At 25.4% G+C, this 13,970-nt stretch carries 15 protein-coding genes and 1 tRNA gene; 8 read left to right on the top strand and 8 right to left on the bottom strand.

Features of this window, described 5'->3' with window-relative positions:
• The first annotated feature begins 26 nt into the window (after positions 1–26).
• The 3 genes from BVAF_RS01885 to BVAF_RS01875 all read left to right on the top strand — a co-directional run bounded on the left by BVAF_RS01885 (position 27) and on the right by BVAF_RS01875 (position 1,745).
• On the top strand, positions 27–218 hold the full coding sequence (locus BVAF_RS01885) for a Trm112 family protein (RefSeq protein WP_044026196.1): 192 nt from the start codon (positions 27–29) through the stop codon (positions 216–218).
• A gap of 6 nt (positions 219–224) precedes the next feature.
• On the top strand, positions 225–1,022 hold the full coding sequence (gene kdsB, locus BVAF_RS01880; protein ID WP_013516697.1) for a 3-deoxy-manno-octulosonate cytidylyltransferase: 798 nt from the start codon (positions 225–227) through the stop codon (positions 1,020–1,022).
• Positions 1,023–1,136: 114 nt separating this feature from the next.
• Complete coding sequence (locus BVAF_RS01875; protein WP_013516696.1) at positions 1,137–1,745, top strand: UbiX family flavin prenyltransferase; 609 nt, start codon at positions 1,137–1,139, stop codon at positions 1,743–1,745.
• A 45-nt stretch (positions 1,746–1,790) separates the two neighbouring features.
• Here the strand turns inward: BVAF_RS01875 and BVAF_RS01870 are convergent, their stop codons facing one another.
• On the bottom strand, positions 1,791–4,040 hold the full coding sequence (locus BVAF_RS01870; RefSeq protein ID WP_044026130.1) for an inverse autotransporter beta domain-containing protein: 2,250 nt from the start codon (positions 4,038–4,040) through the stop codon (positions 1,791–1,793).
• A gap of 130 nt (positions 4,041–4,170) precedes the next feature.
• Here BVAF_RS01870 and fumC point away from each other — a divergent pair, with 130 nt between their 5' ends.
• Both fumC and nth read left to right on the top strand, forming a co-directional pair.
• Positions 4,171–5,574, top strand: coding sequence for a class II fumarate hydratase (gene fumC / locus BVAF_RS01865; protein WP_013516694.1), 1,404 nt, complete (start codon positions 4,171–4,173; stop codon positions 5,572–5,574).
• 102 nt (positions 5,575–5,676) lie between these two features.
• On the top strand, positions 5,677–6,327 hold the full coding sequence (nth, locus tag BVAF_RS01860; RefSeq protein WP_013516693.1) for an endonuclease III: 651 nt from the start codon (positions 5,677–5,679) through the stop codon (positions 6,325–6,327).
• Between the two features lie 67 nt (positions 6,328–6,394).
• Here the strand turns inward: nth and tyrS are convergent, their stop codons facing one another.
• The 3 genes from tyrS to slyA form a co-directional block, all read right to left on the bottom strand.
• Positions 6,395–7,675 (bottom strand): tyrosine--tRNA ligase, encoded by a 1,281-nt coding sequence (tyrS, locus tag BVAF_RS01855; protein ID WP_044026195.1) that lies wholly within the window; start codon positions 7,673–7,675, stop codon positions 6,395–6,397.
• Positions 7,676–7,803: 128 nt separating this feature from the next.
• Entirely contained in the window at positions 7,804–8,454 is a 651-nt protein-coding gene (gene pdxH, locus BVAF_RS01850) for a pyridoxamine 5'-phosphate oxidase (protein WP_013516691.1), read from the bottom strand.
• 251 nt (positions 8,455–8,705) lie between these two features.
• Positions 8,706–9,140, bottom strand: a complete 435-nt coding sequence (gene slyA / locus BVAF_RS01845; protein WP_013516690.1) for a transcriptional regulator SlyA — start codon at positions 9,138–9,140, stop codon at positions 8,706–8,708.
• A 482-nt stretch (positions 9,141–9,622) separates the two neighbouring features.
• On the opposite strand from slyA, the gene rnt reads away from it, so the two are divergent.
• Positions 9,623–10,288: a ribonuclease T gene (gene rnt / locus BVAF_RS01840; protein WP_013516689.1), complete on the top strand. Its 666-nt coding sequence runs from the start codon at positions 9,623–9,625 to the stop codon at positions 10,286–10,288.
• A 64-nt stretch (positions 10,289–10,352) separates the two neighbouring features.
• Here the strand turns inward: rnt and grxD are convergent, their stop codons facing one another.
• Together grxD and BVAF_RS01830 are read right to left on the bottom strand one after the other, a co-directional pair.
• A complete protein-coding gene (gene grxD, locus BVAF_RS01835; RefSeq protein WP_013516688.1) occupies positions 10,353–10,685 on the bottom strand; it encodes a Grx4 family monothiol glutaredoxin in 333 nt (110 codons plus the stop codon).
• A gap of 50 nt (positions 10,686–10,735) precedes the next feature.
• Complete coding sequence (locus BVAF_RS01830) at positions 10,736–11,368, bottom strand: riboflavin synthase (RefSeq protein WP_013516687.1); 633 nt, start codon at positions 11,366–11,368, stop codon at positions 10,736–10,738.
• Positions 11,369–11,633: 265 nt separating this feature from the next.
• Here BVAF_RS01830 and BVAF_RS01825 point away from each other — a divergent pair.
• Positions 11,634–11,707, top strand: a tRNA-Val gene (locus BVAF_RS01825).
• A gap of 187 nt (positions 11,708–11,894) precedes the next feature.
• Positions 11,895–12,131 carry an LPP leucine zipper domain-containing protein gene (locus BVAF_RS01820; RefSeq protein ID WP_013516686.1) on the top strand — a complete coding sequence of 79 codons (237 nt, stop codon included), beginning with the start codon at positions 11,895–11,897 and terminating at the stop codon, positions 12,129–12,131.
• A gap of 77 nt (positions 12,132–12,208) precedes the next feature.
• Here the strand turns inward: BVAF_RS01820 and BVAF_RS01815 are convergent, their stop codons facing one another.
• Positions 12,209–12,685: a SufE family protein gene (locus BVAF_RS01815; RefSeq protein ID WP_013516685.1), complete on the bottom strand. Its 477-nt coding sequence runs from the start codon at positions 12,683–12,685 to the stop codon at positions 12,209–12,211.
• Positions 12,686–12,734: 49 nt separating this feature from the next.
• Positions 12,735–13,970: a SufS family cysteine desulfurase gene (locus tag BVAF_RS01810; RefSeq protein ID WP_013516684.1), complete on the bottom strand. Its 1,236-nt coding sequence runs from the start codon at positions 13,968–13,970 to the stop codon at positions 12,735–12,737.

Genomic DNA, 13,970 nt, shown 5'->3' with positions numbered 1-13,970 from the left:
TAATTGATATATATACTATATTGGATGTGCCTAGATTATTAGATAATAAAAAAAAGTTACTAGAAATTATTGTATGCCCTATTTGCCATAAAAAACTATTTTTAAATTTAAAAAAAACTAAATTAATTTGTTTCATTGATAAGGTGTTTTTTCCAATAAAAGAGGGCATTCCAGTTCTATTAAAAAATTCAGCCAATAAAATTAATAAAAAATTGTGAGTATTTATGAATTTTATAATTATAATACCGGCTCGATTTTTTTCAACTCGTTTCCCAGGAAAGTTGTTGGCTGATATTCAAGGGAAGCCTATGATTATTCGAGTCATAGAACAAGCTTTAACTAGTCAAGCAAGTAAAATAATTGTAGCGGTTGATAATATTCGTATTCAACAAGTAATTGAATCAGAATATTCTTTATTAAAGGATAAAGTTGAGGTTTGCTTAACTAAATCTACACATAAATCTGGCACAGAACGTTTATTAGAGGTAGTTACTTTACATAAATTTAAAGATAAACAAATTATTGTGCATTTGCAAGGAGATGAACCTTTAATTTCCTCTTTTATGATTCATCAAGTAGTTAGATCTATATATGCAGTATCTAAAAAAAATAACATTAGAGTAGCAACCTTGGCTTCTCCTATAAAATATTATTATGAGGTTAAAGACTGTAATATTGTTAAAGTAGTAATAAACATGTATAACAATGCTCTTTATTTTTCTAGATCTATGATCCCTTGGGTTAAGGAGAATAATTATTCGGGAGAAATCATAAATTCGTTATGGTTAAGGCATATTGGAGTCTATGCATATCGAGCTGATTTTCTTCAGCATTATTCGCAATGGGATAAAAGTCCGTTAGAAGAGTTTGAAAATCTTGAACAATTACGAGTGTTATGGATAGGAGAGACTATACATGTATCTATCATTCATAATAATACATCGAATATTATTAGCGTAGATACTGTAGAATCATTAAAATATGTTAACAAGTTATTTTTAAAAAAACAAGCTAATAAGTAATAAAATATATGTTGATCAACAAGGTAAATTAAAAATTATTTTTAATTTATTAAGCTAATTATTGTTGTTATTATAATTATATACATAATATATGATCGGTGATTTAGGATGAAGATGAATCAAAAATTGCGTTTAGTTGTAGGAATATCAGGAGCCTCCGGAGGTATTTATGGAATAAAAGCGTTATATATGTTAAAACAGTGTAATGTAGAATCTCATTTGATACTCACTAGAAATGCTTTAATCACTTTACGTTATGAAATGAATATTACTAGGCAAGATATTCAAAAATTAGCAGACTTTGTGTATTTTTCTCAAGATATTGGTGCAGCTATATCAAGTGGTTCTTATCAAACTTTAGGAATGTTAATAGCTCCTTGTTCTATTAAAACTATGTCAGAAATTCAATCAGGGATAACATCTTCTTTAATTAGTCGAGCGGCAGATGTAATATTAAAAGAAAAACGAAAATTGGTTTTAATAGTTAGAGAGACTCCATTACATTTAGGACATTTACGCACTATGGTTCAGCTTTCTGAAATTGGAGCGATTATTATGCCCCCAGTTCCTGCATATTATACTTATCCTAAAACTATTGATGATATTGTTTCTTATAATGTAAAAAGAGCTATAAATTTATTTGGAATATGTAGTAAGAAGTGTAAAACAAATAATGATGAATGGTTGGGTATAAAAAATAATTTTCTCAGTAGAGAAAAATAGGATGAAACTCGATAATTAAACAGTAAAGCAGGGTCTATTTCGCTATTAATTTTTTTTTGTGTTTATATTTTGAGTGTTAGTAGACGAAGTACTAAAATTATCAGAACTATCGTTTGTCTCTACAGAGTCTTCAATAGAAGAAAATGATGATGATAAGTGTAGTTTGCTAAGTATTTTTTCCATTTCACTTGTGCATCTGAGCTTCTTACGTTCTAGTATAGAATTTTCCAATTTTTTAATATATTCATCTGAATTGATTGATGAGAATTTAAATTGTTTGTGCATGGGTATAAGATAAGATAGATTATTATTACTATTATTCGTTTTTAATTGATGATAATTATCATCATTTTTTATACATGAGTTATTCCTGCTAGTTGTTGGAATATTAATATTAGTTATCGTAATAGTAGAGTTATCAGTGTTTTTTTCTAATTTTTCATCAAGTTGAGAAGGTTGTGTTGATTTTGAGATTAAAAATAACTCTGAATCATCATTATATATTTTTTTTGGTAATAATTTTGTTTCTATTTGTGTTGAATAAAGTTGTAGAGGCATAGGAGGTGGTGGAGGAGGTGACAAAGAGATAGAATTGGAATTTGATTTTTCTTGAATACCATCTATTGTTTTATTAAGTGAATTTTCTGATGTTGTTGTATTGTGATTATCGTGTAAAACATCGACATCATTAGTATCTTGGTTTTTTTGTTGTTCTGTAATAGGGTAATAATAATTAATAACTTTATTATTATCATGAGTAGTTATTGTATTCGTGTAAATTTCATGGTTTTCATCTGATTTTACTAAATTATTAGTAGAATCAGATAATAATGTAGACTGATTATTACTAATGTTATCATTGTTAAACAATAAGGTATTATTTAATTGAGAGGTTAATGTTGTTTGAGCATAATTATTTACTAAAATTTTTATTTTTTGTTTAATGTGATTAATTGAATTATTTGTACAATTATGATTCTCATTTTTAGAGAATAAAATATACACTTCTTTTTCTAAAGGAATTTTAGGAAATGAAATTGCATACATATCATGTTTTACATGTAACATTTGACCCCCTTGATTATAAAAATTTTGCATGTCCCATGTTAAATTTGATTCATGATTATTTCCAATTATTTTGATTAATTTTATCTCTCCAGGATATCCAGTAATTTCTTGATTAGATTTAGATAAATCAATAATACCATAATTATTAGTTGAATTAATCATACACAATTTGGAAGATGGTATAAAGGGTTCTAAAATAGCATTTAAATTATTTGAAATTATTGATTTACTTTGATTATACAAATATTGTTTATTATTAATGTGTTGTTGAAATGGTATATTATATTGATAATTTAATGATATAGAGCAAGTAGTATCATAATATTTTTTTTGTATGAATAAATTGTCAATTTTAATATCTAATAAGGGAATAGGAGTATATATTAAATTAATATATAAGCAATGATTATGGTGCTTATTGATGCAATCAAATATGTTATTATTTTTTTTCCTGTAAATAAATTTTTCTATTTTTATTTGGCTTTTTAGTTCTGAGATATATGGAAGTTTATTTTCTATACATATTTGATATCCGGTTTTTGGATATATATAAGACGTGTAGAAACAAAAAGGTTTATAAAAGTTGGGGGTACTATTAATAGTATAATAGCTCTTAAATAAACAAACTAAATTATTATACCAATATTCTCCTCCTAAATTTAAAAAGTAAGGATGTGTTTGTCGATTAAATATAGGAAAATAAATAAAAGAATTACATCCTATAACATGTTTATTATTATGTACATGTCTTTTTCCGATTCCTAAAATTGCAATTTTTTCTTTAGAAACAGTTTTTTTTATACCTGCTTGAACAAAAGATAATGTTGTTCCATATATATGATTCCATAAATATTTATGCATAACACGTAATATGTTAATTGAATCATTTTTAAGTTGTATTCGAAATTGATTATCATTTTTATAATGGTAAAAAAAAGGTAAAACTTTATAATTATATTGGAGTGTATTGGTAATATTATTTTTATACATACGATATAAATAAAATTTATGGGCGTTGTTAAGATTGATATCTTCTTTATTATTATTAATTAGTCGTATAAATTTATTTGATAAAATTTCATTTTTGTATAAGTGATCTATATCACTGTTTATACTAATTGGTATAAGAGAATTAATAAAAGCATTATGCGCATTGACGTTGTTTGCATTACATATTTTCATCATAGGAAGCATAAATATAGCATATAAATATATATAAAATTTCATATAAAATTATAATTGTGTTTAAATTAAATATTGTAGATTTTTTTAAGTTATTAACAATTCATTGCGTTTATTTTGAATAACATATAATATTTACATTATTAAAACGATAATTCAATATTTTATAATAATAATGACTAAATATACTAAGTTAATTCATAAATCTTTAGATTTATCTCATAACTTATGGGGACCTCAAACAGAACTATCATTGAAATATTTTAATATTTCTTACGAAAAAATGCCTTTAGAATTAATCAAGTCACTAGCGTTTATTAAACGTGCTGCTGCTCAAGTAAATTTCGATTTAAAATTACTTGATTTTAACAGATCTGAGGCTATTATTAAAGCCGCAGATGAAGTATTATCTGGAATCCATGAAAGTGAATTTCCGTTATCAGTTTGGCAAACTGGATCAGGTACTCAAAGTAACATGAATATAAACGAAGTTTTATCTAATCGAGCTAATGAATTACTAAAAAAGAAATTAGGAAACAAAAAAAAATTATTAGTACATCCAAATGATCATGTTAATAAAAGTCAAAGTTCTAATGATGTCTTTCCCAGCGCTATGCATATAGCAATTATTATCAGTTTAAAGGAACAATTAATACCTACAGTTAAAATATTGCAAAAAACTTTATTAAAAAAATCTATTCAGTTTCGTGATATTATTAAAATTGGCCGTACTCATCTGCAAGATGCTATTCCACTCACTTTAGGTCAAGAAATTTCCGGATGGGATTTTATGTTAAGAAAAGATATAGATCATATTAAACTTCATATTCCCTATTTAAGTACATTAGCATTAGGAGGAACAGCTGTAGGAACTGGTTTTGGAGCGCATCCAGAATATGATGAACGAGTTGTACTTGAATTATCTCGTTTAATTAATCATACTTTTGTAAGTGCACCAAATAAGTTTGAATCTTTATCTACATGTAATGCATTAGTTCATAGTCATGGAGCATTAAAAGGATTAGCTACATCTATGATGAAAATTGCAAATGATATACGATTATTAGCATCTGGCCCCCGATGTGGAATTGGGGAAATAATTATTCCAGCTAATGAGCCTGGGAGTTCGATGATGCCTGGTAAAGTTAATCCTACTCAATGCGAGTCTATGACCATGTTATGTTGTCAAGTTATGGGTAATGATGTTAGCATAGGGATTGGAGGAGCATCTGGAAATTTAGAATTAAATGTGTATAGGCCATTAATAATTTATAATTTTTTACAATCAGTACGATTACTATCAGATGGGATAAGAAATTTTCATGATTATTGTGTTGTTGGATTACAACCAAATATTAAGCGAATAAAAGAGTTATTAGATAAATCGATAATGTTAGTAACTGCATTGAGTTTGCATATTGGATATGAAAAATCAGCGCAAATTGCTAAAGAAGCTGAGTTAACGGGAGTAACTTTAAAAACTGCAGCAGAAAAATTGGGATATATTTCTGAAGATCAATTTGATGAATGGGTTAATCCTGATAACATGATTCATCCTACTGAAACTAAATTATTGTAATTTGTCAATATTGTATTAAATTTTTTTTATATTTTACAGTTAAATTTTTTACAGCAATCATATAAATTATTTAAACAATAAAGTTTTTATTACTCGCATAATATGAATCGTATTAAACGTTACCAAATTTTATGTAAATTACGAGATTACAATGCTAATATCACAACTTATGATACTGAGTTGATTTATCATTCTCCATTTGAATTACTTATTGCAGTATTATTATCAGCACGTGCTCGAGATGTTCAAGTTAATAAAGTAACTGAAAGTTTATTTCAAGTTGCTAATACTCCTCAGGATATGTTATTTCTTGGAATCAATAGAATTAGATATTATATTAGATCCATTGGATTATTTAATTCTAAAGCAGTTAATATAATAAAAATTTGTCAGTTGTTAATAGAAAAATTTAATGGGTTTTTACCAGAAAATCGAGAAGAATTAGAATCATTACCAGGAGTGGGTCGAAAAACTGCTAGTATTATTTTAAATGTAATTTTTGGTTGGCCTACTATTGCTGTAGACACTCATGTATTCAGATTCTGTAATAGAAGTAAATTTGCAATTGGGAATAATGTCGCTGCTGTAGAACAGAAATTGATTTCTGTAGTACCAAGAGAATTTAAAAAAAATTGTCATTTATGGTTAATACGACATGGCCGAAATACATGTCATGCTAAAAAACCCAGTTGTAATAGTTGTGTTATTAATAGTTTATGTGAATTTGACATGAAAAAATTTTTTGGTTTTTAATGTTGTATTGAATAATTATAAAAAATTGTTGATATTATTGTTATTGTAATACACAAATTTTTATAATTTATTTCCATTGAATTAAACAAGAATGCTTTTTCCCTTTTTTTAATAATGTATAAGAATTAAATAGTCTATCAGTATTATTAAAAATGTATTGTTTATTTAGCTGTTTGATTTTATTAATTGTAATAGCATGAGATTCAATAAAATATCGAGCTTGAGATTTAGAAGTTGCTAATTTTGATTCTACTAAAGCTTGTTGTAATGTAATATCTTTTTTCAGTATAATACTAGGAATTCCATCTTTAGCTAGTTGATTAAAATCTTCTAAAGTTAAGTCAAGGGGGTGATCATAAAAGATATTTTTTGTAATACGTTGAGCTGATTTTAATCCTTGTTTTCCGTGTATCAATTTAGTTATTTTTTCTGCCAGTGTTGTTTTAGTGATAGGAATAAAATAGTTGTTATTCATTTTTTTTTCTAAAAAATTAATTTGTTCTATATTCATATCTGTAAATATTTTCAGAAAAGAACATACTTGTTTATCATCAATATTTAACCAATATTGGTAAAATTTGTATGGACTAGTTTTATTTGGATCAATCCAAATTGTATTTTTTTCTGTTTTTCCAAATTTGATGTTATTTATAGTTGTTAATAAAGGCACTGTAATGCCATAAGTTTTTTTGTTGTATATACGTCTAATTAAGTCAATACCAGATATGATGTTGCCCCATTGATCTGAACCTCCAATTTGTAATATTACTCCATAATTTTTATATAAATAAAAAAAATCATAACTTTGCATTAAATTATATGAAAATTCAGTATAAGAAATTCCACAATTATCTTCTTTTAAGCGTTTTTTTATAAAATCTTTATTTATCATTTTATTTATAGAAAAAAATTTTCCTATATCTCTTAAAAATGTTAAAATATTTGTAGAGGAAAACCATGTGTAATTGTTAACAATATGAATGTTGTGAGGATGATTTTTACTATTTAAATCAATAAATGAAGAAATTTGTGACTTAATTTTTTCGATCCACTGTTGAATTGTGTTCATTGGATTTAGTTGACGTTCAGAATCTTTGAAACTTGGATCACCAATTAATCCTGTAGCCCCACCTAATAAAATTATCGGTTTATGTCCAAATTTTTGAAATTTTTTTAAACATAGTAGTGGAACTAAATGACCAATATGTAAACTATCAGAAGTAGGATCGAATCCACAGTATAAGGTTATTGATTTTGATTGTAATATTGAGTTTAATATGTTCTTATTAGTAATTTGAGCTATAAATCCGCGTTCATATAAATAATTTATCACGTCAACATTAGTAATTGAATTATAAGTTTTCATGTATATTAATTCCATAATAAATATAATTACATTATAAAGTAATTTAATTATTATAAACAATATTTTGAAAATTTTCGTATATAATAAATATTATAAATAATAATTACACTTTAAGGGGATAAACGATCAACAGACCATTTTTTTTTATTTTTTCTATATATAAAGCGATCATGCAATCGATACATTCCTCCTTGCCAGAATTCAATACTATTGATATAGATTTTATATCCACCCCAAAATTTTGGAAACGGAATATTTTTGTTTAAGTATTTAGTTTTAAATTTTAAAAATTTGTTTTCGAATATATTGCGAGATGAAACAATAGAGGATTGTCTAGACGCCCAAGTACTAATTTGATTATTTTTTGGTCTTGTATAAAAATATTGTGACACTTCTTTTTGAGAAAGTTTATTAACGTTACCCGTAACGATAACTTGTCTATCTATTATACTCCAAGGAAAGCATAAACTTATTTTAGGATTATCAATTAAATGTATGGATTTACGACTTTTCAAATTTGTAAAAAACATCATTGTTTCATCATTAAAATATTTTAATAATACTAGTCGTTGAAATGGTTGTCCTGTACGATCCACTGTTGATATGCACATTGCATTTGGATCAGGTATTTTTTTTAGATAAGCCTCTTGCAGCCATTTAGAAAACAAATCCATAGGATTGGTGGTTAAATTTGATCTTCGTAATGTTCCTAAGTTGTACTCTCTTCTTGTATTGAAAATTTCAAATGAATTGATTATCATTATTTAGTATTAAATTATATATTTTCCGTATAAAATATAGCTGATTTCATTATTTAATATAATACTTCAAATTAATTTTAACACAGACAGCAATTAGATTAAATAATTAATATAAATTTTCTTGAATAATCTAGAGTAGATAAATTTCTGACCTATTTTATTATGGGTTTGATCTAATAATCAAAAATTAAAATTTCTATATATTTTGATTTATTATAAATTAATATTATTAGATATATATTTAAAAATAATTAAGAATTGTTATATAAAGTCGTTATATTTTTTTCTAATTTAAATAAAGTACTATTAAATTCATGTACTTCTTTGCAAGTAAATCCATTAAAGACTTCGACTCTAGTCATATTAATAACTTGATTTACTTTAATGATAATAGGTTTTGCTTTTGGAGTCAATGTGATGCGCTTTGCTCTACGATCATTAGGGCAGGTATTTCTAACAATTAAACCTTTTAATTCAAGTTGGTCCAATGTTCTGACCAAAGATGGTTGTTCAATGCCTATAGCTTTTGCTAATTGAATTTGGGACTGATCTGGAGGTAATTGATAAATATTATATAATGTAATCCAATGAGTTTGTGTAAGCTTTAGTGGTTTTAAACGATAATCAATTAAGGTACGCCACATTTTAACAAGGCGAGCTAAATTTGACCCCAATGATGATTCCAATCTATTTTCTCCTTTTGCTAAAATTTTTGAATTTTATTATATAATTTTTTGATTTTTTATTTTTAATACAGATATGATTTTGTATAGTTTATATAATTATAGTTTTAATTATTTTAAACAAATAATTTATAATTATGATTTAAATCATATATATTCTACATATATAGTATGACTTATAAAGTATGAATATAACATATATTTATTATTATAGATAATTATTTTAAAATTAGGTACTATAAGTTGATATATAATGTTAATTTTTAAAGCAAATGAAATATTTTATGATTCTTAGGTATGGATAGAAATTAAATTTTATTGATAATATTTTTTAGGATTTTAACATTATCATGATGATGTGGAATTTATTGTAAAATTGATTATTGTAGTAGAGTAATTTTATTATATTATTGTATGTGAGTTTACAATAGAATTTTAATTGATGAATAAGAATACTATTGTATAATTGATTTTTATAGTGATTTATGACGAATAAATATAAAAAAAATAATACTTTAAAATCAAGATTTAGAGGTTTTTATCCTGTTGTTATTGATGTAGAAACAGCAGGATTAAATGCTAATACTGATGCTTTATTAGAAATTGCAACAATTACTTTAAAAATGGATTCAGATGGTTGGTTGTGTATGGATAACGTTTTGCATTTTAATATTAAATCTTTTCCTGGGGCTAATCTACACCCTTCAGCATTGGCTCTTAATAAAATTGATCCAAATAATCCTTTGCGGTTTGCGGTAACAGAACAAGAAGCTTTAAATGAAATTTTTAAAATGGTTAATATGGGTATTAAAATCCATGAATGTCATAAGGCCATAATAGTAGCTCATAATGCTTCTTTTGACCATAGTTTTATAATGGCTGCAATAGAACGTATTAGTGATACTAATAATAATATGAATGTTAATCCATTCCATCCTTTTGTTACATTTGATACTGCTGCTTTGAGTGGATTAGTATTTGGTCAAACAGTTTTAGCTACAGCTTGTAAACATGCCGGTATTGTTTTTGATAAAAGCAAAGCGCATTCTGCGTTATATGATACTGAAAAAACTGCTATTTTATTTTGCGAATTAGTAAACATATGGAAACGACTTGGAGGATGGCCACCATCATCAAGTATTAATAATTGATTTGGATAATGTATATAATTAAAATTAAGCTTGACACAGATTAAATAATTATTTACATTTTTAATTAATCCAAATTGTATTTTATTTTAATTGGGTCAATAAGTTTTTTCAAACTTCCATCTTGATGCATGTCAGAAAGAATATCAAATCCTCCTATTAATTTTCCTTCTACCCATAATTGAGGAAAAGTTGGCCAATTAGAAAAACTTGGTAAAGCTGATCGAATGTCTGTATGTACTAAAACATCTATATATACAAAAGATTTTATATATTCAGATAAGATTTGAGAAGCTTTTGAAGAAAATCCACATTTAAATATATTAGGAGTTCCTTTCATATATAAAAGGATTGGATGTGTTTTAATTTGTTGTTTGATTGTTTTTATTGTATTGTTCATTGTGATGTTTCCAGTTATAGCATATATATAATATTTGGTGATAAAAATTTTTATTTCCTTATTAAGGTATAATTTGCATTATACAATATTTTTTCTGTAGTATTAGTAATAATTTTAGTTATGAAATCAATTTCAATATTGACTATATTCCCTGTCTTTTTTATTCCAAGTGTAGTATTGTTTGTTGTATGTGGAATTAAACAAATACGTATATAGTTGTTTAAAATTTTGTTAATTGTTAAACTTACTCCATCAATTCCAATAGATCCTTGTTGTATAATATATTTTTGAAAGTAATTGTTGTTTATTTTAATCCATATTATTTTATTTTTTTTAAAATTTATTACTTTTTTTATTTCTCCTGTGCAATCAACATGCCCATTCATTAAATGGCCTCCGATCCTTGAATTATAACGTATTGACTTTTCTATATTAATTAAATCTCCTATTTTTAATTTATTCATATTAGTTAATTTTAATGTTTCATGTATTATATGAAAACTGACTAAATTTTGATTAATAGAAACTACTGTGAGACAACATCCATTGTTGGAGATAGAAGAGCCAATTGTTAATTTAATAAGTAAATGAGGGGGAAATTTAATTGTATATTTTATAAAGTGAGTTGTTTCTTTATAAATTTGATGTACAGGAACTACAGCTTGTATAATACCTGAAAACATATTCTCAAACTACTTTTTAGTAATAAAATTCATATATATGGCAGTGTAACAGATTCTTGTGATAAATAAAATTATGATTGTCTTGTATTGAGTATAAAAATTACCAATTTTATTATATAATTATTAATACAATTAATTTATTATTTTGTATTTGTTTTACATTTAATTAATCATGATACATGATGATATGTTACTAGATTTAAATGTTAATCTTAAATAAGTTTTTAATAGTAATAAGAGATTTAAATAAATAATTTTATTGTATGCGTTCTTAGCTCAGATGGACAGAGCGCTACCGTGACATGGTAGAGGTCAATGGTTCAAATCCATTAGAACGCATAATAAGTCAAAAATTATAATGTGTATAATATATTAAGTATATACAATAAGAAAAAATCGATAATTTTAATATTACAATGATTCGTTTTTTATTTATATTAATAAATATTAAAGTTTGATTATTTGGTAAATGAAGGTTAAGATAAAATGAGGTAATTAAAATTTAATCGTTTTTTGGAGTGTAAAAATGAATAATAAAATATTAATGTATTTTGTGACAGTTTTCAGTACTTTAATTTTAGTAAGTTGTGCAAGTACTACGAAAATAACGGAGTTATCCGCAGAAGTACAAGAATTAAGTACTAGATTAGATCAGCTAAATAGCAATGTTGATATTTTAAAACCTGAAATAGAACAAGCTAAAAATGAAGCACATAGAGCTAACAAACGACTTGATAATCAAATATCTTTATATCGTAAATAAAAATATAATTTAGTTTAATAATGTAAAAAAGGATATGAGACTTTTATTAAGTTAATAAACTTATTGTGTTAGGGGGATTATGTAAGGTGAGTTTTTGAACTTGATAATAATAAGTTGTTTGATTGAGTTTGAATATCATCTAGTATAGAATATACCCCTTGGGATCTGGATATGGTTAAATGTTGATTTAGCGCTAATTGAGTGAGGAAATGTCGTATATCAAAATTTATAATAGATTCAATGCTTAAATTTTGATATACGATAAAGATTATTGTAATAATTCCTTTAATAATGACAGAATCGCTATCTCCATAAAACTTTACAAAGGACGTATTTTGATTTTTATTTAAATGTTGATCGGGCTTCTTATTTAAAATAGGGATTAAAGCAATCCAAGTATTGCTTTGGCAATTTTTGATTAAATATTTTGTTGTTCGAAATCTTTCAGGAAAGATTGGGAGCAATTTTCCAAGATCTATTATATATAGATATTTTTCTTCCCAATTAGCACAACTATAAAAATTTTTTAACAATTGATTTTTTGTAGGGAGCATTTTGTGCTGTTTTAATTAATTAAAATTTTCAACAATCAAATAAATTATTTTATATAAATAAATTTTGTATTCGAATTAGTCCATCTATAAAACGGTCTATATCTTCTGTATTAGTATACATAGCAAAAGAAGCTCTGCACATTCCAGAAACCTTAAAATGATTCATTAAAGGAATTGCGCAATGGTGGCCTGTCCTAATAGCAATCCCATATTGGTTTAACAATGTTCCTATATCATAGGAATTATGTAATTTAAAATTAAAGGCAATCATACTACTTGATTTATTATTTTTATTATATAGCATTAAATTTAAATTTTTTTTCAATAACATATGTCTTGTATAAGACATTAATTGGGTTTCATGTCTAAAAATATTTTCTATTCCTATAGAATTAACATATTTAATAGCATTTCTTAAAGCTACGATTCCACTAACATTAGAAGAACCTGATTCAAATTTCCATGGAGAATCTATGAATGTTGCATTTTGTGTTAAACTGACATCTTTAACTATTCCACCCCCTACTATCCATGGTTTCATTTTTTTTAGTAATTCTGATTTTCCATACATTATTCCAATTCCAGATGGAGCATATATTTTATGTCCAGAAAATACATAAAAATCACAATTTAATTTTTGTACATCTACTAATTGGTGAGCAATACCTTGAGCCCCATCTATTAATATTATCGCATTACTTTTAGTATGTACTATATTAATTATTTCAATTAATGGATTAATTATACCCACAACATTAGACATATGTGTTATTGATACCAACCGCGTTCGGTGATCTATCAATGTGGATAATTTAGTTAAATTTAACGATCCATCATATAATAACGGGATATAATTTAACTTAATATTTTTTTCTTTTGCCAAAATTTGCCATGGTAGAATATTAGAATGATGTTCCATTTCACTAATTAAAATATTATCTCCATAATTAATGAAATTACGACCCCAACTGTTGGCAATTAAATTAATAGCATCGGTTGTTCCTTTAACGAAAACTATTTCTTCTGATTTAGATGCATTAATAAAATTTGCTACATATAATCTAGTTTTTTCCATGTAATCAGTGGATAAAGTACTTAAACTATGCACACTTCTATGAGCAGAAGAACATTCATTTCTATAATAATAAGCTTGCGATTCGATAACAACATCAGGTTTTTGAGTAGTAGCAGCGTTATCCAGGTAGGTTAATGGATATTTATTAATCATTTTATTTAGTATAGGAAAATTTGATCTTATTTTTTTTATGGGATAATCGACTGTCAT

The sequence above is a fragment of the Candidatus Blochmanniella vafra str. BVAF genome, from assembly GCF_000185985.2.
GTDB lineage: Bacteria > Pseudomonadota > Gammaproteobacteria > Enterobacterales > Enterobacteriaceae > Blochmanniella > Blochmanniella vafra.
Note: the sequence above shows the minus strand (reverse complement) of the source record. Positions and strands in the feature narration are given on the sequence as shown.

What these genes read in the sequence shown, in the direction of transcription:
- BVAF_RS01830 (WP_013516687.1), bottom strand. Translation starts at nt 11,368, where the DNA reads ATGTTTTCAGGTATTATACAAGCTGTAGTTCCTGTACATCAAATTTAT.
- nth (WP_013516693.1), top strand. Translation starts at nt 5,677, where the DNA reads ATGAATCGTATTAAACGTTACCAAATTTTATGTAAATTACGAGATTAC.
- fumC (WP_013516694.1), top strand. Translation starts at nt 4,171, where the DNA reads ATGACTAAATATACTAAGTTAATTCATAAATCTTTAGATTTATCTCAT.
- grxD (WP_013516688.1), bottom strand. Translation starts at nt 10,685, where the DNA reads ATGAACAATACAATAAAAACAATCAAACAACAAATTAAAACACATCCA.
- rnt (WP_013516689.1), top strand. Translation starts at nt 9,623, where the DNA reads ATGACGAATAAATATAAAAAAAATAATACTTTAAAATCAAGATTTAGA.
- BVAF_RS01815 (WP_013516685.1), bottom strand. Translation starts at nt 12,685, where the DNA reads ATGCTCCCTACAAAAAATCAATTGTTAAAAAATTTTTATAGTTGTGCT.
- BVAF_RS01820 (WP_013516686.1), top strand. Translation starts at nt 11,895, where the DNA reads ATGAATAATAAAATATTAATGTATTTTGTGACAGTTTTCAGTACTTTA.
- BVAF_RS01810 (WP_013516684.1), bottom strand. Translation starts at nt 13,970, where the DNA reads ATGACAGTCGATTATCCCATAAAAAAAATAAGATCAAATTTTCCTATA.
- pdxH (WP_013516691.1), bottom strand. Translation starts at nt 8,454, where the DNA reads ATGATAATCAATTCATTTGAAATTTTCAATACAAGAAGAGAGTACAAC.
- BVAF_RS01875 (WP_013516696.1), top strand. Translation starts at nt 1,137, where the DNA reads ATGAATCAAAAATTGCGTTTAGTTGTAGGAATATCAGGAGCCTCCGGA.
- kdsB (WP_013516697.1), top strand. Translation starts at nt 225, where the DNA reads ATGAATTTTATAATTATAATACCGGCTCGATTTTTTTCAACTCGTTTC.
- BVAF_RS01870 (WP_044026130.1), bottom strand. Translation starts at nt 4,040, where the DNA reads ATGAAATTTTATATATATTTATATGCTATATTTATGCTTCCTATGATG.